We start from the raw sequence: 26,401 nt of genomic DNA on the forward strand, positions 1-26,401 counted from the left end.
AAGCTCCTTTGGGCGTTTTCAACGCGGCGGTTTTTTCTGCTGTGTTGTTGGTCTAGGTCAGAGCAATACCTGAGCCAATCTAGACGCGATGGATGACAGTTTCATGTCGATGTCGTTTTCAAAGCTTAGATGTCGCTAAGTTCAGGATGAGCGTAGACCATGTCCAAGTGCCCGCATTGATTGGACTTGGCCGATGTATTGCAGGGTGTTCTGCGGGGGATCGACGCGGACTGTCATCTGTCGGTCATCTGCAATGCCTAGGCTGGCGTGCAACCGCAACAGCCCAAATGCAGCGCGGTTTATGCACCCGAACGGTGCTGGTCTAGTCCAGATAGGTAACGTTGATGCGTGATGAGGCAATCAAGGCGGTGACATCCATTGGCCTGGCGCTGCAAGAGCAGATCGACCACGGTTTGTTGCCGCCTGCCAGCAAACTGCCCGCCGAGCGCAAGCTCAGCGAGTTGTTTGGTACCACCCGGATTACGGTGCGGGAAGCCTTGTTACAACTGGAAGCCCAAGGCCAGATCTATCGCGAGGAGCGGCGCGGCTGGTTTGTCTCGTCGCCACGGCTGGCCTACAACCTGATGCAACGCAGCCACTTTCACGCCATGGTCAGCGACCAGGGGCGCGTGGCGTCCACCGAAGTGATTTCGGCGCGGTTGCAGCCGGCATCGGCGGCGGTGTGTGCGTGGTTGCAGTTGCCGGCGCTGTCCAGTGTGATCCAGATCTGCCGGGGCCGGCGGATCGATGGGCGCTTGGTGCTGTATGTGGAGCACTACCTGAACCCGCAGTATTTTCCCGGGATCCTGGCGTGTGATTTGAATCAGTCGATGACAGAGCTGTATGCGCGCAAATACGACCTGCACTACGGGCGCGTGCGCTTTGAAATCGTGCCGACCTCACTGCCAGTGGAAGCCGCCGCCGCGTTGCGCGTGTCGGTGGGCAGCCCGGGCTTGCGGATCGCCCGGGTCAATTATGACCAGCACCAGCGGTTGATCGATTGCGACCTGGAGTTCTGGCGGCATGATGCCATTCATGTCGGTGTGGATGTTACGGGGTCAGCGCCTTGATCACCTGATCCACATTGGTTTGCAGCTCTGTCACCGGCTCGGCACCGTCCACATTCAACACCAACAGCTTCGAATCACCGGCAGTAATAGCCGCCTTCACCGCCTCACTCGGCTGCCGATGATGCAGCACCACCGCGACCTCATTGTCCTTCAAATCGGCACTCAGTTTCTGCAACGCCTCAGGCGTCCAATCCGCGTCGGGCCGTGCATCGGTGCTGAGCACTTCCAGGTTCAAACTGCTGACCAAGTACGCGAAGTGATCACTCAAGCTGACCACGCTCAGGTTATCCGCCTTGGCCAGTCGTGCTTCGCTGTCGGCGGTGAGCTTGAGCAGGCGCTGTTTGAGGGCGGCGAGGTTGGCGTCGATCTTCGGCTTGGCGGTGGGGGCGAGGCGGCTCAGGTCGGCGGCCAGCACATCGGCCATGCGTCCCATGTTGTTGCTCGACTGCCACGGCTGGCTGTTCAAACCATCGGTGACGCCCGGCTGCACCGCGATGCCAGGCAGACCGCCGTCCACCGGGCGTGCAGCATCGACTTCGACGATGCGGATATTGCTGCGCCGCGCCACCGGGTACAGCGGGTCGTCGGCCCACAGCGAACGCAGGCCGATGGCGGCGTCGGCATCCAGCGCCAACTTATTCAGGGCGGGGGCGCCACGGCCGGTGAAGTAGGACACTTGTCGCGAACCGGGCAGATTGGCCGGCGCGGCGCGTTCAAGCTGCACGTCGGTGCCTTTGAGCAGCACTTCAGCCAGGCCGTAGGTGATCGGCAACGAGGCCAGCACTTTGACCGGCTTTGCCGCGTGGGCAGCCGGTTTGGCCGCTTCAGCCGCCACCAACGGCGTGGTGAACAAACAAGCGATGGCCAGGGCCAGGGGAGAAAGAACGGAGCGCATTATCCAAGATTCCCTTTAAGGCTGGGCACCGTGCCGCGCGCGATGGCGGCCAGGGCGAAGGCGATACCGGCGACCAGGATGATCGCGGCGCCGGACGGCACGGGCAGGTCGAAGATGATCGGCAGCAGGATCCCGCACAGGGTGCTGATGGTGGCAATTGCGACGGAGATCCAGAAGAAGCCCTTGAGCGACTGGCTCAACAGGCGCGCCGCAGCGGCGGGAATCACCAGCAGCGCACCCACCAGGATCGCGCCGATGACCTTGACCGCCGCGACGGTGATCAGCGTCACCAGAATCACGAACAGGTAGTCCAGGGTCTTCACCGCTACACCGCGTACCGCCGCCAATTGCGGGTTGAAGCTGGCCAACATGATGCGGTTGTACAACGGCAGTGCCAGGGCCATCACCAACGAGCCGACCACTGCCAGCACCAGCAGGTCGTTGCCGTTGACCGTCAATACCGAGCCGAACAGTACGTTCTCGAGGATATGCACGTTGATCTTGCCGGCCAGGATCAGCAACAGGCTCGCACCCAGCGCCAGGGACACCGACAGGAACACGCCGATCAAGGTATCCGGCGCCAGGCCGGTGCGGTTGCGCAGGTAGTTGAGCAGGATGCCGAACAGCAGGCAGTAGCCGAACAGCGCGCCATACGGGCCGGTGTAGGGTTCACCAAGCAGGATGCCCACCGCCACGCCGGTCAGCGCCGCGTGGCCGACCGCTTCGGAGAAAAACGCGAAGCGCTTGACCACCACCAGCGTGCCCAGGCCGCCCAGTACCGGGCCGATCAGCAGACCGGCGAGCAGGGCGTTGACCACAAAACCGTAGGCCAGCGCCTCCGGCAGATAACCGGCAGAGGCCCAGCCCTGGACCATCAAGCGAAAGGCTTCATAACTCATTGCGCCGGGCTCCGAGGGTGGGTAGAGAACAGGGTCAGCAGGCGATCCGGGGTCAACGCCTCTTTGGGCGTGGCGTCGAACAGCACGCGGCGGTTCAGGCCGGTGACGTGGTCGGCCAGGCGGCCCACAGCTTCCAGGTCATGTTCGATCCATAGCACGGTGATTCCCGCCAGGCGCCAGTCATTCAGCAGGCGCTCAAACACCTGGATACCGGCTTCATCAAGCGCCGACATCGGTTCATCCAGCACCAGCAGCTGCGGCGCCGGGATCAGTCCCTGGGCCAGCAACACGCGCTGGCGCTCACCGCCGGACAGCGCGCCCATGCGCCGCTTGCGTTTGTCTTGCATGCCGACGCGCTCCAGCGCATCGCCAATCGCGCCGGCGTAATGCTTGGACAGGCCCAGAAACGCCGGACGCCGTTGGCACATGGCCGCCATGAAATCATCCACGGTCATCGGCAAGCCCCGGTCGAACTCCAGGGCCTGGGGCACATAGCCAATGGTGCCGGGCGTGGCCGGCCAGTGCAGGCTCAACCTTCCCTGATGAGGTGTCTGGCCCAGCAGTGTCTTGATCAGTGAGCTTTTGCCGCCGCCGTTGGGGCCGACCAGCGCATGAATGCTGCCCGGCTGTACCTGGAAGCTCACGTCATCAAGGATCACGGTGCGACCGAGCGTCAGCGCAATCTCGTCGAACTCAAGTGTCGGGCCGACGCTGACTGCACTCAGTTGTTCCGCCGCCGTCATGACCCGGACTCCTGAATGGCTCGCACCACCGTGTTGAGGTTGCCGGTCATCTCGACTTCGTACTTCTCGGCGCTGTATTCGCCGTAGGAAATATGCGACAGCGGGTACAGCTTGACCCCGGACTCACGTTGGATGGTGTCGACGTAGGTGGACGGGAAATCCATCTCCGAGAAGATCACCTTCACGTCCAGGGCGCGCAGTTCATCGATGGTCTTCTTCAACTGACTCGGGCTTGGCTCGATGCCGTGGGCCGGTTCGACCACAGCGGTGACTTCCAGGCCGAACTCGCGCAGCAGGTAGTCATAGGCCGCGTGCACGGTGGCCACGCGCAGGTCCGGGTTGGGCGCGCTGGTCAACTTGGCGAGGGCATCAGCGCGCATCTGGCGCAGGCGCTTGCCGTAGGCGCGGGCGTTCTGGGTGTAGGCCTTGGCGTTGTCCGGGTCGAGCTTGCCCAATTCGCGGGCGATGTTGTTGACCTGGGCAATCGACGCACTGATCGACAGGAAGGTATGCGGGTTGACCACCTTGCCCGCGCCGCGCGCGGCGTTACCGGTGGCCGCCAGCAGCGGTACGTTGGCGTTGGCCTCGATCACCGGGATGTCCGGGCGTTCGCTGGTGGCGATCATGCGGTCGGCAAAATCATCATGGCCGACGCCGTTGAGCACAATCACGTCCAGGGTGCCGATGCGCTTGATGTCTTCGGCGCGTGGCTCGTAGGCATGCGGGTTGAAACCGGCCGGAATCAGCGGCACCACTTCGGCCTTGTCGCCGACGATATTCGCCACGTAGCTGTAATAAGGGTGCAGGGTGATACCGATACGCAGGCGCTTGGCAGCCTCGGCGTTAGCCAATGGAGCGAGCATCAGGCTGAGCAGGCCAACCAGCAACAGGCGCAACAGGGGAGATGAAATAGACATGGGCAATCGGTCTTCTCGTTCAGTGACGGTGCTGGCGGGTGACGCCGGCATCGAATTGCGCAACCACTTGCTGCCAGCCGGCCGCAATCAGCGCCTGGTCAGTGAGGTCGGAAGGGGCGGCGAGGTTGGCCTGGCGATTGAGCCAGATATCCGGTTCGGTACCGTGCACGCGCATCAGCAGCGAGCCGGCGGTGGCCGGTGCCTGGCTCAAGCCCAGGTAGGCCGAGGGCTCAAGCAATCGCCAGCGATGATCGCCACGGCTGACCGAACTGGCATCCTGGGCAAAGGGCGCGAAGCCTTCTTCGGCCAGTTGCGCCGGGCTGGGCAGCGCGCTTTGCTCCTGCTGCAACAGCTGGATCTCATCCAGGGTCACCCGCAGGTCGGCGTAGATGCCTTGCTCGGCGGCGCTCAGGTCGCGGCGCGCATCCAATTGGTGGCTGGGCACGGCCGCCACTTCCTGGGATTCACCGTGCAGCGCGATCACCGAGCCTGCCACCGCGAGGATGATCAGGCACAACAGCAGCACGTAGAGGGTTTCATGACCGGCGCCGGCGGGGCGTACAACCTGTGTGGTCGTCATTGCGGCTGGATATCCGCTTGGTCGATTTCCACCACGTGGCCGGGGCCTGCATCAAACAGCACGTAGAACTCGGCGGACGGTTTCTTGAAGGTCAGGGTCGAGTCCTCACCCAGCTTGCCGGGCACCAGGATGGTTTCGTCATAGCCGATCACATCGAGGGTCACGCCGGGTGCGCCGCTGCCGTCGGAGAAGCCGCCTTTGCACTGGATCTGCTCGCCGGGGATTTCCTTGCACTCACACATCGGGTTGTGGGCCAGGGCGACGGTACTGAAACCGGCGCACATCAGCAGGACGCCACAGGCGCGGGTCATGCGCATCAAAGTCATGGTTTAACTCCTTGCTTGTTCAGCCAGGCAATAGTGGCAGGCGAGGCCTGGCTCAACGGGATGGAACCCTGGTGCATCGTGCCGTCCCAGCCTTCCATGGTGACCCACAGTTCGGCGTCGGCGGGTGTGCGTTCCGGGATCGGCAGGCCAGCGCCCATGCGGTACGGCGTGCCAAAGAAGATCACCCCGGCGGCGCGCAGGCTGCGCGGCTTGCCGATGCGCAGGTAGGTGGCCTTGACCTGTTCGGCACAGGTGTCGCACAGGGCGGCATTGAAGAACTTCATCGGCCCGGCTGGGTCGGGGCGCGGGCCTTCATTGCGGAACTCCGCGAGGGTCAGGCTCCAGGGCCCGACCTGCACCTCACCGGCCACTCGCTCGCCGATGCCGGTGTCGCCACGAAACAGCGCCGCGTCAGCGAAGTACTTGGGCATGAAGCCCAGGGGGATCAGCAACAGCAGCACATTGATGTGGAAGCGCCATTTCAGCCAGAAGGCCCGCAGCGCCGAAGGTTTAGCAGCAGCGACCTTGCTCATGGGGTGACCTCCGAAGTTTCAGCCTGCCTGGCGGGGGCGGCCGCCGGCTTGTGTTGGGTCTTGGCTTCACGCTTGAGGGCATTGAGGGTGGCCAGGGCGGTGCGCTTGGTCCAGATCAGCAGGCCGCTCAACACCATCATGCTCATGATCAGGCCAAAGAATGCCCAGATCAGCTTGATCCAGATCCCACCAAAGTCGCCGGTGTGCAGCGGGCGCATGGATTCGGTGACGAACTCCAGCTTCGAGCGGTCGGACAGCAAGTGCGCCGCCGCGACTTCGCCGTCATAGGGGTTGATCTGCGCGGTCTGGAACATCAGCGGATACCAGCCGCGCCCGCCGATCTGCAGGTGGCTATAGGCATTGAGCGGCAGGCTGATGAAGCTCGCCTCCAGGCCAGGAATGCGCTGTGTGGCGATCTTGATCGCCTCGTCCACAGGAATCATGGGAGCCGGCACGCCGGGTGCCGACATCGGCACTTTTTCCCGTGCAATCACCGGGATGACCGGCTCGGTGGAAATCGAGATCTGGTTATCCCCCAGGATCGCCCGGATCAGGAACCAGATGCCGGTGACGGAGATCACCGCGATGAACCAGATCGACCAGATACCGCTCAAGCGGTGGAAGTCGCCCCAGAAGATCCGCGCACCATGGCGAATACGCAGGGTAGGGCGCAGGAATCCTTTCCAGAAACGCTTGTACACCACCAGCCCGGTGACCAGCGATGCCAGCAGCGGAATACCCAGTGCCGAGACCAGATACCAGCCCCAGCTGTAGCCATTGGTGAACGGCACCAGCCACCAGCCGTGCAGGGCGCGGGTAAAGGCCTGGAAGTTGAACGACGGGCTGATGCCCTGGATCGCACCGGTGTAGGGGTTGACGTAGACCTCGACGGAGCGCCCGTCGGGGTAGCTGAGGTCGACGCTGAGGGCGAAATGGGATTCGTCGGGGCGGCTGATCGACTGGACGAACACCTGGGGTTCTTCGCGCTTGATCGCGGCGATCACCTGGTCATAGCTCAGCGGTTCGGCGTCGTCCGTCGGCTTGCTCGCGCGGATATCCGGGTTGGCCAGCCAGACGATCTCCTGGCTGACCACCGCCAGGGTGCCGGTGACGCAGACGATCAGTACAAAGAACCAGATGGGCAAGGCCAACCAGCTATGCACGAGAAACCAGAGTTTGGAGCGTGACTTCTTCGACATGTGAATGAGGGTCTTGATCGGAGGGGGCAGTGAAGGCCCGGAAAAGGCCAGTCGTAGCTTTTGCTGACGCGACAGGCTGTATCTAAGTTAAGACGGATGAGAATGAGAAATCCCTAACCCGGATATGAAAGAAAATGTTTCAGGTTCACATTCAGGCCGCTTAAACGCCTTGATCGAACACGAAACATGTTCCAAGCCATCACCCAAGCGGCATTGATGGGGCCGAGGCGCTGCGTAGGATGGGCTCATACCGTTGAGTGAGCCCAAGAAATGACTGCCAGAACCCTCTACGACAAACACATCGACTCCCACACGGTGTGCCCCCTGGATGACCAGGGCCATGTCCTGCTCTATATAGACCGCCAGGTGATCAACGAATACACCAGTCCCCAGGCCTTCAGCGGCTTGCGCGAGGCTGGGCGCACGGTGTGGCGTCCGGGCACGGCGTTGGCCGTGGTCGACCATGTGAACCCCACCACGCCCCAGCGCATCGCGGCGATGCCGGATGCAGGCGGCGCGCGGCAAGTGTCGTACCTGGCGGAGAACTGCCGGGACTTCGGCATCGAGCTGCTGGACATCCTCGACAAGCGCCAGGGCATTGAACACGTGATCGCCCCGGAACAGGGTTTTATCCTGCCCGGCATGGTGATTGCCGCCGGAGACAGCCACACCACCACCTACGGCGCCCTCGGGGCCTTTGGTTTTGGCATCGGCACCTCGGAAATCGAACACCTGCTGGCTTCCCAGACCCTGGTCTACAAACGTCTGAAAACTATGCGCGTGACCGTAGACGGTGACCTGGCGCCGGGTTTGACCTCAAAAGATGTGATCATGGCGCTGATCGGCAAGATCGGCGCGTCCGGCGCAACGGGCTACGCCATTGAATTTCGCGGCTCCACCATCGACGCGCTGAGCGTCGAGGCGCGCATGACCATCTGTAACATGGCGGTGGAAGCGGGCGCTCGTGGCGCCTTCATGGCGCCGGATGAGAAAGTCTTCGCCTACCTCAAGGGCAAACCTCGCGCACCTCAAGGCGAGCTGTGGGAAAAAGCACTGTTGGAGTGGCGAAAACTCCACACCGATGACGACGCGGTGTTCGACCGGGAGGTGCAACTCGACGCCACCACCCTGGAACCCATGGTCACTTGGGGCACCAGCCCCGACCAGGCCGCGCCCATCGGCGCCCGCGTGCCCGACCCGCAGGACGTCAGCGACCTGATCCTGCGCCAGGACATGCGCCGTGCCCTCAACTATATGGGCCTGGAAGCCGGCATGCCACTGAGCGAGATTGTCATCAGCCACGCCTTCATCGGCTCTTGCACCAACGCCCGTATCGAAGACCTGCGCGACGCCGCGAGCGTGGTGCGCGGTAAACACGTGGCCGGCCACGTCCGCGCGATGATCGTGCCCGGCTCCACCGAAGTCCGTGACCAGGCCGAGGCCGAAGGGCTGGCGGCGATTTTCATCGACGCTGGCTTTGAATGGCGCCAGTCGGGCTGCTCGATGTGCCTGGCCATGAACGACGACGTGCTGGCCCCCGGCGACCGCTGCGCCTCCAGCACCAACCGCAACTTCGAAGGTCGCCAGGGTGCGGGCGCACGCACCCACCTGATGAGCCCGGCGATGGTCGCCGCCGCTGCCATTCGCGGCCACCTGACTGATATCCGCCACTTTGGAGCGCGCCCATGAGCCTGCAACCGTTCACCCTGGTCACCGGCAAGGCCGCGCCGATGCTGGCGGCCAACATCGACACCGACGTGATCATGCCCAAGCAATTCCTCAAAGGCATCGACCGCAGCGGCCTGGACCGTGGGCTGTTCTTCGACTTGCGCTTCTTGCCGTCCGGCGAGCTCAACCCCGACTTCGTGCTGAACCAACCGGCCTGGCAGGGCGCGAGTTTCATGGTGGTGGGGCCGAATTTCGGCTGCGGTTCCAGCCGTGAACATGCGGTATGGGGCTTGAAGCAAATGGGCATCCGCGCGTTGATCGGTAGCAGCTTTGCGGGGATTTTCTATGACAACTGCCAGCGCAACGGTGTGTTGTTGATCACTTTGGACGAGTCGGTGTTGCAGAGACTGGGCAAGGCTGTGAGCCAGGCAGATCAGGCTCAGATCAGCGTGGACCTTGAAGCCCAGGAAATTCGCTTGGCGGATGGCCAGGTGATCCCTTTCCAGATCGATAACCTGCGCAAAACCGCGCTGTTGCTGGGCCTGGATGCCATCGGCAGTACCTTGCAACGCAGTGAACAGATCAAGGCTTTCGAGCACCGGCACCTGGCAGCCAATCCCTGGCTGAGCTAAATCGAGAGCCCTTTGAAATGCTCCTGCAAAAACTCCACGCAGGCGCGCAGCTTTCCGGAATACGCCAACCGTGTCGGGTACACCGCCCACACGTTGGCGCTCTGGGTATAACCGTGCAGCACTTGCACCAGCTTGCCTTGTTCCAGTAACGGCTTCACATCCCACATCGAGCGCAGCAACACCCCGCGCCCATCCAACGCCCACTGCAACACAATCTCGCCATTGTTCGACGACAACGGCCCGCGCACGCGCACGCTTTCCTGGGCGCCGTTGTGTTCCAGGTTCCAGATGCCAAACGCGTTATCGCGCTCCTTGAGCACCAGGCAGTCGTGCTGCTCCAGGTCACTCAACTGTTGCGGTGTTCCGCGCCGCTGCAGATAAGCCGGCGCTGCGCACAGTACGCGGCGGTTGCTCACCAGTCGGCGGCCGATGTGCTGGCCAGGAATGTCGTCGCCCACGCGGATCTCCAAATCGAAGCCCTCGCTGACGATGTCTACCACGCGGTCGAACAGGTCCAGGCGGATTTCCAGGTCCGGATACTGTTCCGCCAGCAGCGACAGGGCCGGCGCCACATGGTTGCGGCCGAAACCAAAGCTGCTGCACAGGTGCAGACGGCCACGGGGGCTGTCGTGCGCGTCGGAGAGTTCATCGGAAAGTTGCTGGAAGTCTTCCAGGATACGCACAGCCCAGCGCTGCACCCGCTCGCCGTCTTCAGTCAGGGCAATGCGCCGGCTGGTGCGGTGCAACAGGCGGGTGGTCAGGGTGGTTTCGAGGATCTGGATGCGCTTGCTGACATAGGCCGGCGACAAGCCCAGTTCATCGGCGGCCGCTGCGAAGCCGGCCTTGCGGATAACGGTCAGGAACACCCGCAGGTCTTCGGGTAGGGGCACGGTATCTTTCTTATTTGTCATCAGAAACAGGGCTGGCGGCATGAGCCGCCAGAATAGCACCGGATCGGTATGCCTTCCGGCACACCCGGCCCTCTTGGGTTACTCGGCAGCGATCTTCGCTTGGGTGGCCGCGCGGGCATGTCGGCCGTGCTTGAGCGCGATAGGCGCCATTTTTTCGCGGTCCAGTTCACCTTCCCAGGCTGCCACCACCAGCGCGGCCACGGCATTGCCGATGATATTGGTCAGCGAGCGGCATTCAGCCATGAAGCGATCAACGCCGAGAATCAACACCATCGCTGCCACCGGCACGGTCGGCACCACCGCCAAACTTGCCGCCAATGCGACGAAGCCCGCACCGACCACCGCCCCGGCGCCCTTGGACGTCAGCATGGCCACCGCCAGCAGCGTCAACTGCTGTTCCAGCGGCAAGTGGATATTGGTGGCCTGGGCCAGGAACAACACCGCCAGGGTCATATAGATGTTGGTGCCGTCCAGATTGAAGGTGTAGCCGGTCGGCACCACGATGCCCACCACGCCCTTGGAGGCGCCCAGGCTTTCGAGTTTCTGGATCAGCTGCGGCAATGCCGACTCCGACGAGCTGGTACCGAGCACGATCAACAGCTCCGACTTGATGTAGCCCATCAACTTGAAAATGCTGAACCCGGCATAGCGGGCGATGCTGCCCAGCACCACGGCAATAAAGAAAAACGCCGTGACATAGAAGGTGCCCACCAGTTTCAACAGCGGCAGCAACGAACCGACGCCGTATTTGCCGATGGTGAACGCAATCGCGCCAAAGGCCCCGATCGGCGCGACCCTGCTGATGATGCCGACGATGCGGAAAAACACTTCGCTGGCCTGGTTGATTACACCCACCAGCGGCCGGCCCTTTTCTCCGACCATCACCAGGCCGACGCCAAACAGCACGGAAACGAACAGCACCGGCAGGATTTCACCCTTGGAGAACGCATCGAAAAACGTTGTGGGGATCACATGCAACAGGAACCCGACGATGCCTTCTCCATGTTCGGCCTGGCCGACAAAACCGGCGATGGCCGAGCTGTCGAGGGTCTTCACGTCAATATTGAAGCCGACGCCCGGATGCAGCAGGTGCGCGGCGAGAATGCCGATCAACAGGGCAATGGTCGAGACGACTTCGAAGTACAGCAGCGCCTTGCCGCCGACGCGGCCGACCTGTTTTACGTCGTGCATGCTGGTGATGCCGGACACCACCGTGCAGAAGATGATCGGGCCGATGATCATCTTGATCAGCTTGATGAAACCGTCGCCCAAGGGCTTGAGGTCGATGCCGATCTGCGGCCATTGATGGCCGATCAACACGCCTAGCGCGATCGCGATGAGCACCTGGATATACAGGGTTCCCAGCAGTTTTCTGATTGTCATTGTTATTATCTCGCAGTCTTTTTTGGGCAAGCAGACCCCGTCGCAGGCGTTGGCGCGCCTGCGTGGGGGAGTGAATCAGGGGGTCAGCGAAGGAAGGTCAGGACTTCGCCCAGCAACAATTCGGGAGCCTCTTCGGCAATGTAATGGCCGGCCGGCAGGGCCTTGCCGCGCACGTCGGTGGCGACTTTCTGCCATTCCTTGAGCGGCTCGAAACAGCGGCCGACGGTGCCTTCGGCGCCCCACATCACCAGCAACGGCAAGTTCAGGTGTTTGCCGGCGTCGATATCCGCCTGGTCATGCTCAAGGTCGATGCCGGCGGCAGCCCGGTAGTCTTCGCAGATGCCGGTGGCGGCGCCCGGCAGTTTCAGGCAGCGCAGGTATTCAGCAAAGGCCTCGTCGGTGAATGGCTTGAGCCCGGCACTGCGACTGCCCATCACGCTGCGCAGGTACAGCTGCGGGTTGCCCTCGATCAAGGCTTCCGGCAACGGTGCCGGGCGGATCAGGAAGAACCAGTGCCAGTAGGCACGGGCGAAGGCTTCGTCGGTTTGCGCATACATTGCCAGGGTAGGGGCGATGTCCAGCAGCACCATGCGTTGCACGGCGGTCGGGTGGTCCAGGGCCAGGCGATGGGCCACGCGGGCACCACGGTCATGGGCCAGCACCGAGAACTGCTCAAAGCCCAGGGCTTTCATGAGTTCAACGCCGTCCCGGGCCATTTCGCGTTTTGAGTAGTTGGTGTGGTGGTCATTGGCCGGCGGCTTGCTGCTGTCGCCATAACCGCGCAGGTCGGCCGCGACCACGGTGAAGTGCTCGGCCAGTTGCTCGGCGATTTTGTGCCAGATGACGTGGGTTTGCGGGTGCCCGTGCAGCAGGAGCAGACCGGGACCTGTACCGCCTTTGCGGTAGCTGATGCTGACGCCGTTGACGTGGCAGCTGTCTTTTTGGAATCCGGCGAACATGGAATGACTCCTTGTGATGAGTGCCTGCATCCTGGAATCACGCGGCGTTCGGGGCAAGGGCGAAAACGTGGAGGGGTTGTTCATGAAGTGTGATGTAGGAGCGAGCTTGCTCGCGAAGAAGGTCAACGATAACGCCGGCCTCCTGAATGCAGGCATTGTCATGGCGTTTTTCGCGAGCAAGCTCGCTCCTACAAAGGCTCAGGCTTGCTTGAACATCTCCATCGCGCGCTGGCGAATCTGCGCTTCAGTCAGGTCTTCCTTGTGGGTGGCCAGGAACCACACATGGCCGAATGGATCCTTCAGCGTGCCGGAGCGATCGCCGTAGAACTGGTCCTTGGGTTCGGAGATCGGTGTGCCACCGGCTGCGATGGCTTGTTTGTATTGCGCGTCGACGTCATTGACATACACATGCAAACCGACGCTGGTGTGGCCATCACGCGGGCTGCCAAACGCACTTTCATCGCAGGGAGAACCCAGCATGATCGGCGAGTCACCGATGCGCAGCTCGGCGTGGCCGACTCTACCGTCGGGCATGTCCAGGCGCATGGCTTCGATGGCGCCAAAGGCTTTCTTGTAGAACTCGATGGCTTCGGCAGCTTTTTCGACGCCCAGGTAGGGCGTGACGCTGTGGAAACCCTCGGGAATGGGTTTAACGCTCATTTCGTTCTCCTTGGGTTGTTGTGGTTGTGGAGGCACGGTCTTTTCACTATAGGCCACGTATGGCGGGGCCTGCAGGCAACCGACGAGGTGTCTGCCAGGCAACAGCGAGCAGGCAGTTTGCTGCGCCATAAGCGGACCCGGGCGGGTTTTTAAGGCCAAACCCGCGGTTTTGGACCCGGCACAGAAGCTGCAATACCTCTGGCAAACCATTCGCCCGAGAGCGTTGTATGTCTGTACTGCCTGTGTCTGCCGATTACCCGATCCACACGCCCCATGCCGCATTGATCCGCGATGCAGCCGAGGCGATTGCCGTCGCCCACCGCGTCGCCGCCGTCCTCCTGGAACAGGACGCCGAGCGCGACCGCACTCGCCAGGTGCCCGCCGAGGTGGTGGACCTGTATTCCAACAGCGGCCTGTGGGGCATCAGTGTGCCGCGCGCGTTCGGCGGGGCGCAGGTGTCTTACGCGGTGCTGGCCCAGGTGATCGCGATTATTTCGGCAGCCGACCCGTCATTGGGGCAGATCCCGCAGAACCACTACTGCCTGCTGGAAGATATCCGCCTGCAAGGTACGCCCGAGCAACAGGCACACTTCTTTGGCCTGGCGTTGCAAGGTCACCGGTTTGCCAATGCGCTGTCGGAAACCGGCGGCAAGCACGTGCAGGACATCCAGGCCACTATTCGCCGCGAAGGCGACGGCTATGTGATCAACGGGCGCAAGGGCTATTGCACCGGTTCGCTGTACGCCCATTGGCTGGCGGTGCTGGCGCTGGATGAACAGCAAAATGCCCAGTTGGCCTTTGTGCCGCGTGGCACCGAAGGGCTGGTGGTGGTTGACGATTGGGACAGCATGGGCCAACGCACCACTTCCAGCGGGACGGTGCTGGCACAGGATCTGCGGGTGCCGGCGTTCAATCTGTTTCCCACGCATAAATCCTACGATTCCCCAACGTTGGCCGGGCCTTTCGCACAATTGACCACTGCCGCCATCGACGCTGGCATTGCCCGCGCCGCGCTGCGTGACACGGTGCAGTTCGTGCAGCAATTCGCCCGGCCATGGATCGACGCCGCGGTGGAAAAAGCCAGTGAGGATCCACTCACCATCATTCAGGTCGGTGCCCTGGATATTCGCCTGGAAGCCGCCGAAGCCTTGCTCGACCGCGCCGGCTTTGCCCTGGACGCCGCGCGCCCTGCTCCAGATGAAGACAACGTCGCCCACGCGTCTCTGGCCGTCGCCCGCGCCAAAGTGCTGACCACTGAAGTCGCGATTGAAGCCAGCAACAAACTGTTCGAACTGGGTGGCACTCGTTCCACCTTGAAGAAGCACAACTTCGACCGCCACTGGCGCAACGCGCGGGTCCACACCTTGCACGACCCGGTGCGCTGGAAGTACCACGTGGTGGGCAATTGGTTGCTCAACGGTGCCAGGCCGCCGCGCCATGACTGGTCGTGATCCATGGCCGAACTGTTCAAGAACATCTACTGGGCCGACATCGGCCAGGCCTGCCTGGAAACCCTGAGCATGCTTGCCGCTGCGCTGGGTTTTACCGTGCTGCTGGGGTTGCCCCTGGGCGTGCTGCTGTTTCTCACCGGCAAGCGCCAGTTGCACGAGGCGCTGGTGGTGTATCGGTTGTTGTCGGTGGTGGTCAATGTGCTGCGTTCGCTGCCGTTCATCATCCTGCTGATCGTGTTGATCCCGCTGACTACCTTGCTGGTGGGCACCTCCCTCGGCGTGCCGGGCACCATCCCGCCGCTGGTGGTGGGCTGTACGCCGTTCTTTGCGCGGCTGGTGGAAACCGCGCTGCGCGAGGTGGATCGCGGCGTGGTCGAGGCCACCCAGTCCATGGGCGCCAGCACCTGGCAGGTAATCCGCCACACCCTGCTGCCGGAGGCCCGAGGCGGGCTGCTGGCGGCAGTGACCGTGACCGCGATTGTGCTGGTGGACTACACCGCCATGGCCGGCGTGATCGGTGGCGGTGGTTTGGGTGATTTGGCGATTCGCTATGGCTACCAGCGTTTTCAGACCGACGTAATGGTGGTCACCGTGGTGCTGCTGTTGGTGCTGGTGCAGGCGCTGCAGATGACCGGTGACCGTTTGGTGGCGCGTTACAGCCGCCGTTGATTCCTATAACAACTGCCTTCGGAGCATGTATGAAAAAGTCCCTGGCCATTTTGGCCGCTGTCCTGTCGTTGAATGCCGTTGCCAATGAAAAGCTGGTGGTCGGTGCGACCCCAGTGCCCCATGCGGAAATCCTCGAGTTCGTCAAACCGGTGCTGGCCAAGGAGGGCGTGGACTTACAGATCAAAGTCTTCACCGACTTCATCCAGCCCAATCAACAACTGTCGTTGAAGAACATCGACGCCAACTATTACCAATACCGCCCGTTCCTCGATGATTACAACAAAACCCGTCACACCGACCTGGTGCCGGTGGTGGGTGTGCATATCGAACCCTTTGGCGCGTATTCGACCAAGATCAAAAACATCGCGGAGCTGAAGGACGGTGCCACGGTGTCGATCCCCAACGACCCGGTCAACACTGGCCGCGCCCTGGTGCTGCTGGATGAGGCGGGCCTGATCAAGCTCAAAGACCCGAGCAACACCCTGAGCACGCCGCGCGATATTGCGGATAACCCCAAGCACTTGAAGATTCGCGAACTGGAAGGCGCCTTGCTGGCCCGTTCGGTGAGCCAGGTGGATTTGGCGTTTGTGTTTGCCAACTACGCCCTGGAAGCGGGGATCGATACCAACAGCGCGTTGATCGTGGAGAAGGGCAAGTCGCTGTACGTCGAGTACCTGGTGGCGCGGCCGGATAACATCAACGACCCGCGCATCCAGAAACTGGCCAAGGTGTTGAATTCCGATGAGGTGCGCCAGTTCATCCTGACCCGTTACAAAGGCCAGATTGCCCCTGGGTTCTGAGTCCAACACCGATCAACTGTGGGAGCTGGCTTGCCTGCGAAAGCGGTGGGTCAGCTTGCACATCTGCTACTGATACACCGCTTTCGCAGGCAAGCCAGCTCCCACCTTGATTGGATTGTCACTTCAGGATTTGGGGGTGGGCTCCAACAACTGTGCACCTGGCCCGCACTCGCCGAGCTTGTCATCCTGATTACGCAACGGGCACGCCTCCATCGACAGGCACCCGCACCCAATACAGCCATTGAGCTTGTCCCGCAGCAGCATCAGTTTATTGATGCGCTCATCCAGGTCTTCCCGCCACAGTGCGGACAAACGATCCCAATCCTGCGCCGTGGGCGTACGCCCATCCGGCAAGGCCTGCAACGCCTCGCCGATCGTTGCCAGTGGTATGCCCAAACGCTGGGCAATCTTGATCACCACCACGCGCCGCAGCACATCCCGCGGATAGCGCCGCTGGTTGCCGGCATTGCGATTGCTCTTGATCAGCCCCTTGGTTTCATAGAAATGCAGGGCTGTGACCGCCACGCCGCTGCGGGCGGCCAGTTGGCCGACGGTAAGTTCTTTGTTGAGCATGAAAAAACTCCCAGACAACGCTTGACCTTGACTTAACTAGAGGTTTTACCCTGCGTGGCATCGAATCGCAAGATTCTGCCTACAGAGGAAGGGGAGTGTTCATGCAGGTATCAGAGAAAAATCGCAGCTTCACTCAATTGATTGAATTTCAGATCGAGCCCCAGCAGCAAGTCGCCCTGGTGGCGGCCTTGACCACCCAAAGCGAACGCCTGGCCCAGGGCCACGGCGGCTTTATCAATGCAAGTGTGCAGGTCAGTGATGACGGACGGCGGGTGCTCAACTACCTGCAATGGCGCTCGCGTGAAGACGGCGAGGCGGCTTTCCAGTGCTTTGAGCATGGCGAGGAAGATTTCTGGACGCTGATCCGCGCCCATCAGGCCACGGCGGTCACCTTCGGTTCGTTCCAGGTGCTGCGCAGTTTCGAGCGCAGCCATGACAACGCGCTGCACTGCCGCCTAAATGGATAAATGCAGCATGCGCTCGCCTTGCACGTTTTCACCGGGTCGGCGCTTGTTCACCGCCAGCTCGCCGATCTTGATCAGGCGCGTGCGTGTGACGTTGCGGCTCAAGCCCAACAGGTTGGCGGTGTGTACCTGGTTGTAATGGCTGAAGCGATAGGCGGCACGTAGCAGGGCGTCCTCGACCTTTTCGTGCAGGGCGCCGGCCTGTTCCTCGAACAGCTTCTGGAAGGCGCGCGCGAGCAAGGCTTCGGCGCTATTGTCGGTGCTGTGCTGGCTGTCGTCCTGGCGTTCGATGCGCATGTTCGACAGGCGCAGGTCGTCCCGTTCGATCACGCCGTTACGGCAGATCAACAAGGTATGGTGAATCACGTTCTCCAGCTCGCGGATGTTGCCGGGCCAGCTGTAGCTCTTGAGTTTGTGCTCGGCCTCACGACTGATCGTGATCGGGCCGTAGCCCAGGCGCTGGCTGTAGGCTTCGATGAAGTGCCGGGTCAGCGGCAGGATATCGCCGGGGCGCTCGCGCAACGGGCTGAGTTCCAGGCTGACCACGTCGAGGCGATAATAGAGGTCTTCACGGAAATGCCCGGCGTTGATGGCCTTTTCCAGTTGCACGTTGGTCGCGGCCAATACGCGCACATCAATCGGAATGCTCTTACGCGAACCCAGGCGTACGACTTCACGCTCTTGTAGCACGCGCAGCAGCTTCACTTGGATTGCCATCGGCAAATCGCCGATCTCATCCAGGAACAGGGTGCCGCCGTCTGCCTCTTCAAACCAACCCGCCTTGGCACTGAGGGCGCCGGTGAAGGCGCCTTTTTCATGGCCGAACAGCTCGGCTTCCACCAGGGATTCGGAGAATGCCCCGCAGTTCACCGCCACAAACGGTCGGTTGCGCCGCGCGCTGAGGTTATGGATGTGGCGCGCCACCAGCTCTTTACCGGTGCCGGTCTCGCCGATGATCAGCACGCTGGCTTCGCTCGGCGCCACTTGCTGGATATGGTCGAGCAATGCCTGGGATTTCGGATCTTCGAAGACCTGGGCCGTGGCGCGGATCGACGTCGCGAGTGCGGGCGAGGGCGGTAGGGTCAACAGCTGCATGGGCACCTCTCTTAGGAATAGAACGTAGGAATTGGCAGGGATTGGTTCAACGCCCAATCCCCCAGTTCGTGAAGTTTGTAGTCCACCGGATCGTGCAGGGTCTGCGTACGCAGGTTGCGCCAGTGGCGGTCCAGCCGTAGCGAGGCGTGGGTGGAGCGCGCGCCAGTGACTTCGAACAACCGACTGCACAAGTCCAGACCCTGACGGGTGGCGGCGACTTTGGCGGTGGCGATGGCAATGGCTAGCTGGCCGCGCTCGGTTTCGCTGAGGTTCGGGCCCTTGGCCCAGGCTTGGTCGAGCAACTCTGCGGCGTGCTCCACCAGCAGGCGGATACCTTCCAGGGCGACCCAGAACTCACCGTAGTGATGCAGCACGTAAGGGTCTTGGCGCACGTCTTCAGCCGAAGACTTATGCCAGGCGCGGGTTTCGGTCAGGGTGTAGTTGCGCGCTTCTTCGAAGGCACCTTCGGCAATGCCGAGAAACATATGCGTGAAGGTCAACTGGGCGATTAGCGGGCGCAGGCAGGCAAAGGGCGTACTCAGTGGGCCGGGATCGAGCAGCAATTCGGATTCTTCGACACGCACCCGTTCGAAGCTGGCGCTGCCGCTGTCGGTCTGGCGCTGGCCGATATTGTTCCAGTCGTTGTGCAAGGTGATGCCGCTGCGCCCGCTCGGGATTGCGGCGATCAGCAGCTTGCCGCCGGCGGTTTCGTCCACCGCCGAGGCGATCAGCATTTCCGAGTCGCTGGCGCCGGAGCAGAAGCTCTTTTTGCCGGAGAACTCGCGCCAGCCGCCGAAATCCTTGACCACCGTGCGGGTGTCCAGCGGGTTGAGGGCGTTGCCCCAGAACCAGTTTTTGCGCGCGGTCTGTTCGAACCAGGGTTGCCATTGGTCCGGGCGCGCAAACAGGCGCACGGTGGCAAGCATCAGGTGGTGGAAGCCGAAGACATGGGCGATGGAGCTGTCGACCTTGGCGAATTCGCGCACGATGCCCAGGGTTTCGCTCCAGCGTGCGCCGAGGCCGCCGTATTGGGTGGGGATGCTCAGGGCCAGCAGGCCGCTGTGGCGCAGGGCGTCACGTTGGGCTTTGGGCGTGCCGCCGCGCTCGTCGCGCTCGACGGCGGTGAGGGCGAATTCGGCGGCCAGCAGTTTGGCGGTCTGCAAGGGGGAGGGCAGGACGCTGTGGGGTTTGGCTGTCACGGGGTTTCCTCTATTTTCCTTGTAGGAGCTGGCTTGCTGTGGTGAGCAGGCTTGCCCTGCGCTGGGCTGCGAAGCAGCCCCCTTGCATCGGCGGCGAACCCGTCGGGGGACAAGCCCTACTCACCACAACAAGCCGGCTCCTACAGAAGAGCAGCGGTTCAGGCCTTTGTCGTTGGCAGTACATCGTTGGCAATCATTTCGCCAAACGGGCCAGTGAGGTTGGTGACGCCACGTCCGGCCAGGCTGGCGTAGGGTTCCGGCAGCAGCGGGAACACCAGTTCGGCGAAGCGATACGCCTCTTCCAGGTGCGGATAGCCGGAGAAGATGAAACTCTCGATCCCCAAGTCCGCGTATTCCTTGATGCGCTCGGCGACTTGGTGCGGATTGCCCACCAACGCCGTGCCGGCACCGCCGCGCACCAGGCCGACGCCGGCCCACAGGTTGGGGGCGATTTCCAGGTTGTCGCGGCGCCCGTCGTGCAGGGCGGCCATGCGCCGCTGACCTTCGGAGTCAAAACGCGAGAAGGATTTTTGCGCGGCGGCAATGGTTTCGTCGCTGATGTGCTCGATGAGTTTGTCGGCGGCTTTCCAGGCGTCTTCTTCGGTTTCGCGCACGATCACATGCAGGCGAATGCCGAATTTCACCGTGCGCCCGTGGCGTGCGGCGCGTTCACGCACGTCCGCGAGTTTTTCTGCGACGGCGGCAGGCGGTTCGCCCCAGGTCAGGTAGACGTCGACCTGCTCGGCGGCAAGGTCGTGGGCGGCGTCGGAGGATCCGCCAAAATACAGCGGTGGATAAGGCTTCTGCACCGGTGGGTAAAGCGCCTTGGCGTTCTGCACGCGCAGGTGTTTGCCTTCGAAATCTACCGATTCGCCTTGCAACACACGACGCCAGATCTGTAGGAATTCATCGGAGACTTCGTAACGTTCACTGTGGTCGAGGAAACTGCCGTCGCCACGGTTTTCATCCGGGTCGCCGCCGGTCACCACGTTGATCAGCAAGCGACCGTTGGACAGGCGATCCAAGGTTGCCGCCATGCGGGCAGAAACAGTCGGCGAGATGATGCCCGGACGAATCGCTACCAGGTAACGCAGGCGTTCGGTCAGCGGCACCAGCGCCGAGGCGATGACCCAGGAGTCTTCGCACGAACGCCCGGTGGGAATCAGCACGCCGTGGTAGCCGAGATTGTCAGCGGCCTGAGCTACTTGTTTCAGGTAATTAAGGGTGACCGGCCGCGCACCTTGGGTGGTGCCCAGGTAATGCCCGTCGCCATGTGTGGGTAGAAACCAGAAAACATCCATGACCAATCCTTAAGCGATTTTCAACAGAGAGAGGGAGTGCGCTGCAAACAAAGGCGCTGCACGTTCTGCCGCCAGTTGAATACGGGCTTTTAAGAGTTCACTGGTTATTTGGTAGTCGGTGAAGTCGGCTTCGGTGGCATACACACCGATCGGCAAGGTCAATGCCTGGAAAAAGCTGAACAGCGGGCGCAGTTGATGATCGAGCACCAGCGCGTGGCGTTCGCTGCCGCCGGTGGCGGCAAGCAGTACCGGCGTGTTGATCAGGGCATTGAGGCCGATCAAGTCGAACAGATGCTTGAGCAGGCCGGGGTAGGAGCCGCGATACACCGGCGCAGCGACGATCAGCAGGTCGGCCTGTTCGATGGCCAACAGTTGGGATTCGACGTCTGCCGGCAGTTCGTCGCGGGACAGCGCACCTCCCAGAGGTCGGGCAATGTCGCCCAGTTCGATCAGGGTGGTCTGGATCGGCAGCAACGTGGCCAGTTCGGCGAGCACCGCTTGGGTCAGCACCAGGGTGCGTGACGGGCGCCAGGTTCCACCGGAGAGGGCAACGACATTCAGGGGACGGGTCATGAACAGTTCCTTTTTCAACAGAGGTGCAGAACGGTAGGTGCAACCTGTTGAGCAAGAGCTATACCAACGGGCGCGAGCCTTGATTGGCGTGGGTTGCAGGCTTGCTGCCGAAAAGTGTCGCTGTTGTCTGGCTGGTGATTTGTTGATTGGCTGTTGCGCTGGCAACAGTTGCGTGGGCAACAGTGCCGATGCGGCGTAGCACCCGTTATAGAGGGTTGGATTTATTCCGTAAATGAACGTATTTCCATATTTATAGATCATAAAGAAATATGGAGGTCTTGCTATTGGAGGTGTCTTGGCGGTTGATAGCGACTATCAAGGCAGGTGATTTTTCACCGTGCGGGGCCGGGAGTAGCCTGTGTTCATTGACTCGAAACCTCCTTTGCAGGGCCGCCGCCATGAACCGATTCCTCGCTGTTTCCTTATTGATTGTCAGCTCAGTCCTCGCCGGATGTGCGACCCATCCTTCGCCAGAATTGCGCCCCTACACGGCGGAAGAAACCAAGCAGTTGGCCCTGGAAGCATTGAGTCGTCGTGGTTTGTCGTTTGATGAATACCAACAACAGCGCGCCGCGCTGACCGGACAGCCACAGAAGCCTTTCGGCTTTGATCGCCAGGGCGAAATGAATGCCGAACGGAGCGTGACCCTGCATGGTCGTCCCAGTTGATCCCGCGCCTGACGGCACAAAGCCCGAGGATTCCCCTAAGGAACCTCGGGCTTTTTGTTTGCCATGGTGCGACTTCAGCCTGTTAAGCTGAATTTCAGGAGCGTTCCTACGCACATTTACATAAAGTGGTCCTTCTTTAATGGTATTCGATCGGTTAAACCTGACGACCTCAGTTCCGGTCCGTGCCCCTGAGACGCTGCTCTCGGGAACCTGCTCTGCGAGTTTTTAACGTCATGAATAAACGTCCGCTGTATTTCGACTACGCCGCCACCACCCCGGTGGATGAGCGGGTCATCCAGGTAATGGTCGAGTGTCTGGGCTTCAATGCCAATTTCGGTAACCCCGCGTCCAGTTCCCATGCGTTCGGCCAGGCGGCGCGGCATACGGTCGAGCACGCGCGTCGCCAGGTGGCCGAATTGGTCGGTGCCAACCCCGAGCAAATCGTCTGGACCTCCGGCGCCACCGAATCCAACAACCTTGCAATCAAGGGCGTGGCCCAGGCACGGGGCGTGGCGGGTGGGCATATCATCACCAGCCAGATCGAACACAAGGCCACGTTGGATACCGCCCGGCAACTGCAGGAAGCCGGCGTGGCCGTCACGTACCTGGTGCCGGATGCCGATGGGCTGATCAGTGCCGATGCCGTCAGCGAAGCCTTGCGTGAAGACACGTTCCTGGTTTCGCTGATGCTGGTGAACAACGAACTGGGCACCCTCAACGACATCCCCGCCATCGGCGCGCGAGTGCGTGAACACGGCGCGTTGTTGCATGTGGATGCGGCGCAGGGCGCGGGCAAGGTGGCAATCGATCTGGCGCAATGGCCAGTGGACCTTATGTCGTTTTCGGCCCACAAGTTGTATGGCCCCAAAGGGATCGGCGCGTTGTACGTCGGCCCACGGGCGCAGCAGAAGGTGTTGGCGCAGATTCACGGCGGCGGTCACGAAGGCGGTTTGCGCTCCGGCACTCTGGCGACCCATCAGATTGCCGGCATGGGCACCGCGTTTGCCCTGGCGGCGGCGTCTTTTACTGAAGAAAAGGCGGTAATCGTCGCCTTGCGTCAGCGCTTGCTGGATCAGTTGGAAGCGGTGGCCGGCGTGCGCCTCAATGGCAGCGCGACGCAGCGTATTCCACATACCCTGAGCCTCACGTTTGGCGAAGGTGAATTCAATGCCGCTGCGTTGAGTGCGGGGATCGCGTTTTCCGCGACCTCGGCCTGTAATTCGGCGAGCAATGCGCCGTCCCACGTGCTCCTGGCGTTGGGCCATGATGCACGCAGCGCCGGCCGCACCATTCGCTTGAGCCTCGGCCGGTTTACCACCGAGCAGGATATCGACCAGGCGGTGCAATTGATCAAGGCGGCCCTGGCCAGTGCACCGGCGTTCTGGGCGGTCTGATTCATTTATCGCAACACATAATAATTATTCGTGGTTAGCAGGAGACACAATGAGTACGCAGCCTTTGACCCATGGAACGGTTCCCCAGCGCCTGGCGCACACCCGTGAACTGATGAACCGCGAGGGCATTCACGCCCTGCTGGTGCCGTCGGCCGACCCGCACTTGTCCGAGTACCTGCCGGGCTATTGGCAGGGGCGGCAATGGTTGTCGGGGTTTCATGGTTCGGTGGGGACGCTGATTGTCACTGCGGATTTCGCCGGCGTGTGGGCCGATAGCCGTTACTGGGAACAAGCGACCAAGGAACTCAAGGGCAGCGGCATCGAATTGGTGAAACTGCAGCCGGGCCAACCCGGACCGCTGGAGTGGCTGGCCGAGCAGACGCCGGAAGGTGGCGTCGTCGCGGTGGACGGTGCAGTGATGGCCGTGGCCTCGGCGCGTACCTTGGGCGGCAAATTGGCAGAGCGCGGTGCACAACTGCGTACTGATATCGACCTGTTGGATGAAGTCTGGAAAGACCGTCCGACACTGCCGAACCAGCCGATCTATCAACACCTGCCGCCTCAGGCCACCGTCAGCCGTGGTGCGAAACTCGCCTCGCTGCGTGCGGCCTTGAAAGAGAAGGGCGCCGACTGGCACTTCATCGCGACCCTGGACGACATCGCCTGGCTGTTCAACCTGCGTGGAGGGGATGTTTCGTTCAACCCAGTGTTTGTGTCCTTTGCATTGATCAATCAACAGCAGGCCACGTTGTTCGTGGCGCTGAGCAAAGTCGATGCCGAGCTGCGGGCGGTGCTGGAACAGGATGGCGTGACGCTGCGCGACTACAGCGAAGTGGCGGATGCCTTGCGTACGGTGCCGGCGGGCGCCAGTTTGCAGGTCGATCCGGCTCGCGTTACCGCTGGCTTGCTGGAAAATCTCGATGCCGGCGTCAAGCTGATCGAAGGCCTCAACCCGACGACACTTGCCAAGTCGCGCAAGAGCCTGGCCGACGCGGAGCACATCCGCCAAGCCATGGAGCAGGATGGCGCGGCGCTGTGCGAATTCTTCGCCTGGCTGGACAGTGCGCTGGGTCGCGAACGTATCACCGAACTGACCATCGACGAACACCTGACCGCTGCGCGCACCCGTCGCCCGGGTTATGTGTCGCTGAGTTTCAACACCATCGCCGCCTACAACGCCAACGGTGCGATGCCGCATTACCACGCCACTGAAGAAGAGCACGCTGTGATCGAAGGCGATGGCCTGCTGCTGATCGATTCGGGCGGCCAGTACCTCGGCGGCACCACGGATATCACGCGGATGGTGCCAATCGGTACGCCGAGTGAGGAACAGAAGCGCGACTGCACCCGCGTGCTCAAGGGCGTGATTGCTTTGTCCCGTGCGCATTTCCCGAAAGGCATCCTGTCACCGCTGCTGGACGCCATTGCTCGCGCGCCGATCTGGGCCGAAGGCGTGGACTACGGCCACGGTACCGGGCACGGCGTAGGCTATTTCCTCAATGTGCATGAAGGTCCGCAAGTGATTGCCTATCAGGCGGCCACTGCGCCGCAAACGGCGATGCAGCCGGGGATGATCACCTCCATCGAACCGGGCACTTACCGTCCGGGACGCTGGGGCGTGCGTATCGAGAACCTGGTGCTGAACCGCGAAGCCGGCAAGACCGAGTTCGGCGAGTTCCTCAAGTTTGAAACCCTGACCCTGTGTCCGATCGACACGCGCTGCCTGGAACCGTCGCTGCTGACGGTAGACGAGCGTGAGTGGTTCAACGCTTACCATGCCGAGGTACGTGAGCGTTTGAGTCCATTGCTCGACGGTGCCGCGCTTGAATGGTTGCAGGTGCGCACTGCGGCTATTTGACCGCCTGCAGTTCGGGGGCCTGGGCCAAAGCGTCGGCCATATAGTCGACGAATGCCTTGACCCGGGCCGATTGCCGGCGATTGGGTGCTGACACCGCATGGATCGGCAGTGGTTGCGGGGTGTAGTCCTGCAATACCGCAATCACGCGGCCGGCTTTCAAATCGTCATGGAACAACCACAGGGGCGACAGCGCAATGCCAAGCCCCGTCAACACCATCTCCCGCACCGCTTCGGAGTTGTTGCTCTGGGCGTTGCCGGTGATGCGCACGCTGTGTCGCGCGCCATTCTTTTCATAAACCCACTGGTTCTGGCTGCTGAGCAGGTTGAACAGCAGGCAGTTGTGCTGGCTGAGATCCTGCGGGGTTTTCGGCGTGGGATGTTTGGCCAGGTAGGCCGGGCTGGCCAGGGTGACGCGGTGGGTGGTGCCGATTTGCCTGGCGATCAAGCCGCTGTCGCGCAGTTCACCGATTCGCAGGGTTACGTCCAAGCCTTCGCTGACCATGTCTTGCAGGTGATCGTTGAGTTGCAGGTCTACTTGTACGTCAGGGTATTTCTGCAGGAAATCGCTCAAGCGTGCAGCAATCTGCAGGCGGCCGAAACTTACCGACGAACCCACGCGTAATGGGCCGGCGATCGCCTCTTTGCCGGTCTGGAAACTGTGTTCGGCGGCGTCCACGGCGGCGAGGATTTCACGACAATGGCTGTAGTACCGCTGACCTTCGTCGGTCAGGGACAGTTGACGTGTACTGCGGGCAATCAGCTTGCCACCCAGTTCGGTTTCCAAGGCGCGCAGGACTTTGCTGATGGTGGGTTGGGTAGTTTGCATTTCCCGGGCGACGGCGGAAAAGCTGCCGCGTTCGATCACTCGAACGAAAATCGCCATTGCGTTGAGTTTATCCATTGGGGGTTCCAACTCATGCCTATTAAGCATAGGAACTATAGTCTTTTGGTGTCTTATCAGCATGAATTGGCTGGCGGATC

Annotated in this window: 28 protein-coding genes; 10 read left to right on the plus strand and 18 right to left on the minus strand. The window is 61.7% G+C overall.

Features of this window, described 5'->3' with window-relative positions; translation table 11 throughout:
• Positions 1-344 precede the first annotated feature (344 nt).
• Positions 345-1,070, plus strand: a complete 726-nt coding sequence (locus tag U367_RS0104110; RefSeq protein WP_028615793.1) for a UTRA domain-containing protein — start codon at positions 345-347, stop codon at positions 1,068-1,070.
• Here the strand turns inward: U367_RS0104110 and U367_RS0104115 are convergent.
• Genes U367_RS0104115 through U367_RS0104150 form a run of 8 tightly spaced genes read right to left on the minus strand, consistent with a single transcriptional unit; the run spans position 1,051 to position 7,162 of the window.
• The gene (locus U367_RS0104115; RefSeq protein WP_028615794.1) at positions 1,051-1,965 is read right to left on the minus strand and encodes a metal ABC transporter solute-binding protein, Zn/Mn family; all 915 of its coding nucleotides are present in this window, start codon (positions 1,963-1,965) and stop codon (positions 1,051-1,053) included. The genes U367_RS0104110 and U367_RS0104115 overlap by 20 nt on opposite strands.
• Positions 1,965-2,864, minus strand: coding sequence for a metal ABC transporter permease (locus U367_RS0104120; protein ID WP_028615795.1), 900 nt, complete (start codon positions 2,862-2,864; stop codon positions 1,965-1,967). Before U367_RS0104120 ends, U367_RS0104115 begins: the two co-directional genes overlap by 1 nt.
• The gene (locus U367_RS0104125; RefSeq protein ID WP_028615796.1) at positions 2,861-3,607 is read right to left on the minus strand and encodes a metal ABC transporter ATP-binding protein; all 747 of its coding nucleotides are present in this window, start codon (positions 3,605-3,607) and stop codon (positions 2,861-2,863) included. The genes U367_RS0104120 and U367_RS0104125 overlap by 4 nt, the downstream gene beginning before the upstream one ends.
• Positions 3,604-4,524, minus strand: a complete 921-nt coding sequence (locus tag U367_RS0104130) for a metal ABC transporter substrate-binding protein (RefSeq protein ID WP_028615797.1) — start codon at positions 4,522-4,524, stop codon at positions 3,604-3,606. The genes U367_RS0104125 and U367_RS0104130 overlap by 4 nt, the downstream gene beginning before the upstream one ends.
• A 19-nt stretch (positions 4,525-4,543) precedes the next feature.
• The gene (locus tag U367_RS0104135; protein WP_028615798.1) at positions 4,544-5,104 is read right to left on the minus strand and encodes a DUF6162 family protein; all 561 of its coding nucleotides are present in this window, start codon (positions 5,102-5,104) and stop codon (positions 4,544-4,546) included.
• Positions 5,101-5,430, minus strand: coding sequence for a hypothetical protein (locus tag U367_RS0104140; protein ID WP_016980241.1), 330 nt, complete (start codon positions 5,428-5,430; stop codon positions 5,101-5,103). Before U367_RS0104140 ends, U367_RS0104135 begins: the two co-directional genes overlap by 4 nt.
• Positions 5,427-5,963, minus strand: coding sequence for a hypothetical protein (locus U367_RS0104145; protein ID WP_025859107.1), 537 nt, complete (start codon positions 5,961-5,963; stop codon positions 5,427-5,429). The genes U367_RS0104140 and U367_RS0104145 overlap by 4 nt, the downstream gene beginning before the upstream one ends.
• Positions 5,960-7,162 carry a PepSY-associated TM helix domain-containing protein gene (locus tag U367_RS0104150; protein WP_016980239.1) on the minus strand — a complete coding sequence of 401 codons (1,203 nt, stop codon included), beginning with the start codon at positions 7,160-7,162 and terminating at the stop codon, positions 5,960-5,962. The genes U367_RS0104145 and U367_RS0104150 overlap by 4 nt, the downstream gene beginning before the upstream one ends.
• A gap of 270 nt (positions 7,163-7,432) precedes the next feature.
• Here U367_RS0104150 and leuC point away from each other — a divergent pair, with 270 nt between their 5' ends.
• Both leuC and leuD read left to right on the plus strand, forming a co-directional pair.
• Positions 7,433-8,851, plus strand: a complete 1,419-nt coding sequence (gene leuC / locus U367_RS0104155; protein ID WP_028615799.1) for a 3-isopropylmalate dehydratase large subunit — start codon at positions 7,433-7,435, stop codon at positions 8,849-8,851.
• Complete coding sequence (gene leuD / locus U367_RS0104160) at positions 8,848-9,462, plus strand: 3-isopropylmalate dehydratase small subunit (RefSeq protein ID WP_028615800.1); 615 nt, start codon at positions 8,848-8,850, stop codon at positions 9,460-9,462. The genes leuC and leuD overlap by 4 nt, the downstream gene beginning before the upstream one ends.
• Here leuD and U367_RS0104165 read toward each other — a convergent pair.
• The 4 genes from U367_RS0104165 to U367_RS0104180 form a co-directional block, all read right to left on the minus strand.
• Positions 9,459-10,373, minus strand: a complete 915-nt coding sequence (locus U367_RS0104165) for a LysR substrate-binding domain-containing protein (protein WP_201769840.1) — start codon at positions 10,371-10,373, stop codon at positions 9,459-9,461. The genes leuD and U367_RS0104165 overlap by 4 nt on opposite strands.
• Before the next feature lie 78 nt (positions 10,374-10,451).
• The gene (locus tag U367_RS0104170; RefSeq protein WP_028615802.1) at positions 10,452-11,756 is read right to left on the minus strand and encodes a dicarboxylate/amino acid:cation symporter; all 1,305 of its coding nucleotides are present in this window, start codon (positions 11,754-11,756) and stop codon (positions 10,452-10,454) included.
• An 83-nt stretch (positions 11,757-11,839) separates the two neighbouring features.
• A complete protein-coding gene (locus U367_RS0104175; protein ID WP_028615803.1) occupies positions 11,840-12,715 on the minus strand; it encodes an alpha/beta fold hydrolase in 876 nt (291 codons plus the stop codon).
• Positions 12,716-12,913: 198 nt separating this feature from the next.
• Positions 12,914-13,375: a VOC family protein gene (locus U367_RS0104180; protein ID WP_016980233.1), complete on the minus strand. Its 462-nt coding sequence runs from the start codon at positions 13,373-13,375 to the stop codon at positions 12,914-12,916.
• A 227-nt stretch (positions 13,376-13,602) separates the two neighbouring features.
• Between U367_RS0104180 and U367_RS0104185 the strand changes: the two genes are divergently transcribed.
• Genes U367_RS0104185 through U367_RS0104195 form a run of 3 tightly spaced genes read left to right on the plus strand, consistent with a single transcriptional unit; the run spans position 13,603 to position 16,295 of the window.
• Positions 13,603-14,826: an SfnB family sulfur acquisition oxidoreductase gene (locus tag U367_RS0104185; protein ID WP_028615804.1), complete on the plus strand. Its 1,224-nt coding sequence runs from the start codon at positions 13,603-13,605 to the stop codon at positions 14,824-14,826.
• A gap of 3 nt (positions 14,827-14,829) precedes the next feature.
• Positions 14,830-15,495 carry a methionine ABC transporter permease gene (locus tag U367_RS0104190; RefSeq protein WP_016980232.1) on the plus strand — a complete coding sequence of 222 codons (666 nt, stop codon included), beginning with the start codon at positions 14,830-14,832 and terminating at the stop codon, positions 15,493-15,495.
• Between the two features lie 29 nt (positions 15,496-15,524).
• Positions 15,525-16,295 (plus strand): MetQ/NlpA family ABC transporter substrate-binding protein, encoded by a 771-nt coding sequence (locus tag U367_RS0104195; RefSeq protein WP_028615805.1) that lies wholly within the window; start codon positions 15,525-15,527, stop codon positions 16,293-16,295.
• 123 nt (positions 16,296-16,418) lie between these two features.
• Here U367_RS0104195 and soxR read toward each other — a convergent pair whose 3' ends face one another.
• The gene (soxR, locus tag U367_RS0104200; protein WP_028615806.1) at positions 16,419-16,868 is read right to left on the minus strand and encodes a redox-sensitive transcriptional activator SoxR; all 450 of its coding nucleotides are present in this window, start codon (positions 16,866-16,868) and stop codon (positions 16,419-16,421) included.
• 101 nt (positions 16,869-16,969) lie between these two features.
• On the opposite strand from soxR, the gene U367_RS0104205 reads away from it, so the two are divergent.
• Positions 16,970-17,335 carry an antibiotic biosynthesis monooxygenase gene (locus U367_RS0104205; protein ID WP_026000062.1) on the plus strand — a complete coding sequence of 122 codons (366 nt, stop codon included), beginning with the start codon at positions 16,970-16,972 and terminating at the stop codon, positions 17,333-17,335.
• Here the strand turns inward: U367_RS0104205 and U367_RS0104210 are convergent.
• The 4 genes from U367_RS0104210 to msuE all read right to left on the minus strand — a co-directional run bounded on the left by U367_RS0104210 (position 17,324) and on the right by msuE (position 21,500).
• Positions 17,324-18,427: a sigma-54 interaction domain-containing protein gene (locus U367_RS0104210; protein ID WP_028615807.1), complete on the minus strand. Its 1,104-nt coding sequence runs from the start codon at positions 18,425-18,427 to the stop codon at positions 17,324-17,326. The genes U367_RS0104205 and U367_RS0104210 overlap by 12 nt on opposite strands.
• Before the next feature lie 11 nt (positions 18,428-18,438).
• On the minus strand, positions 18,439-19,626 hold the full coding sequence (locus U367_RS0104215) for an acyl-CoA dehydrogenase family protein (RefSeq protein WP_028615808.1): 1,188 nt from the start codon (positions 19,624-19,626) through the stop codon (positions 18,439-18,441).
• 158 nt (positions 19,627-19,784) lie between these two features.
• Complete coding sequence (gene ssuD / locus U367_RS0104220) at positions 19,785-20,927, minus strand: FMNH2-dependent alkanesulfonate monooxygenase (RefSeq protein ID WP_028615809.1); 1,143 nt, start codon at positions 20,925-20,927, stop codon at positions 19,785-19,787.
• Between the two features lie 9 nt (positions 20,928-20,936).
• Positions 20,937-21,500 (minus strand): FMN reductase, encoded by a 564-nt coding sequence (gene msuE / locus U367_RS0104225; protein ID WP_028615810.1) that lies wholly within the window; start codon positions 21,498-21,500, stop codon positions 20,937-20,939.
• A 398-nt stretch (positions 21,501-21,898) separates the two neighbouring features.
• Between msuE and U367_RS0104235 the strand changes: the two genes are divergently transcribed.
• The 3 genes from U367_RS0104235 to U367_RS0104245 all read left to right on the plus strand — a co-directional run bounded on the left by U367_RS0104235 (position 21,899) and on the right by U367_RS0104245 (position 25,420).
• Positions 21,899-22,168 carry a hypothetical protein gene (locus U367_RS0104235; protein WP_028615811.1) on the plus strand — a complete coding sequence of 90 codons (270 nt, stop codon included), beginning with the start codon at positions 21,899-21,901 and terminating at the stop codon, positions 22,166-22,168.
• Between the two features lie 233 nt (positions 22,169-22,401).
• The gene (locus tag U367_RS0104240) at positions 22,402-23,562 is read left to right on the plus strand and encodes a cysteine desulfurase family protein (RefSeq protein WP_028615812.1); all 1,161 of its coding nucleotides are present in this window, start codon (positions 22,402-22,404) and stop codon (positions 23,560-23,562) included.
• A gap of 49 nt (positions 23,563-23,611) precedes the next feature.
• Positions 23,612-25,420 carry an aminopeptidase P family protein gene (locus U367_RS0104245; protein WP_028615813.1) on the plus strand — a complete coding sequence of 603 codons (1,809 nt, stop codon included), beginning with the start codon at positions 23,612-23,614 and terminating at the stop codon, positions 25,418-25,420.
• Here the strand turns inward: U367_RS0104245 and U367_RS0104250 are convergent.
• A complete protein-coding gene (locus U367_RS0104250) occupies positions 25,413-26,321 on the minus strand; it encodes a LysR family transcriptional regulator (protein ID WP_028615814.1) in 909 nt (302 codons plus the stop codon). The genes U367_RS0104245 and U367_RS0104250 overlap by 8 nt on opposite strands.
• Positions 26,322-26,401 lie beyond the last annotated feature (80 nt).

The sequence above is a fragment of the Pseudomonas canadensis genome (assembly GCF_000503215.1).
Classification (GTDB): domain Bacteria; phylum Pseudomonadota; class Gammaproteobacteria; order Pseudomonadales; family Pseudomonadaceae; genus Aquipseudomonas; species Aquipseudomonas canadensis.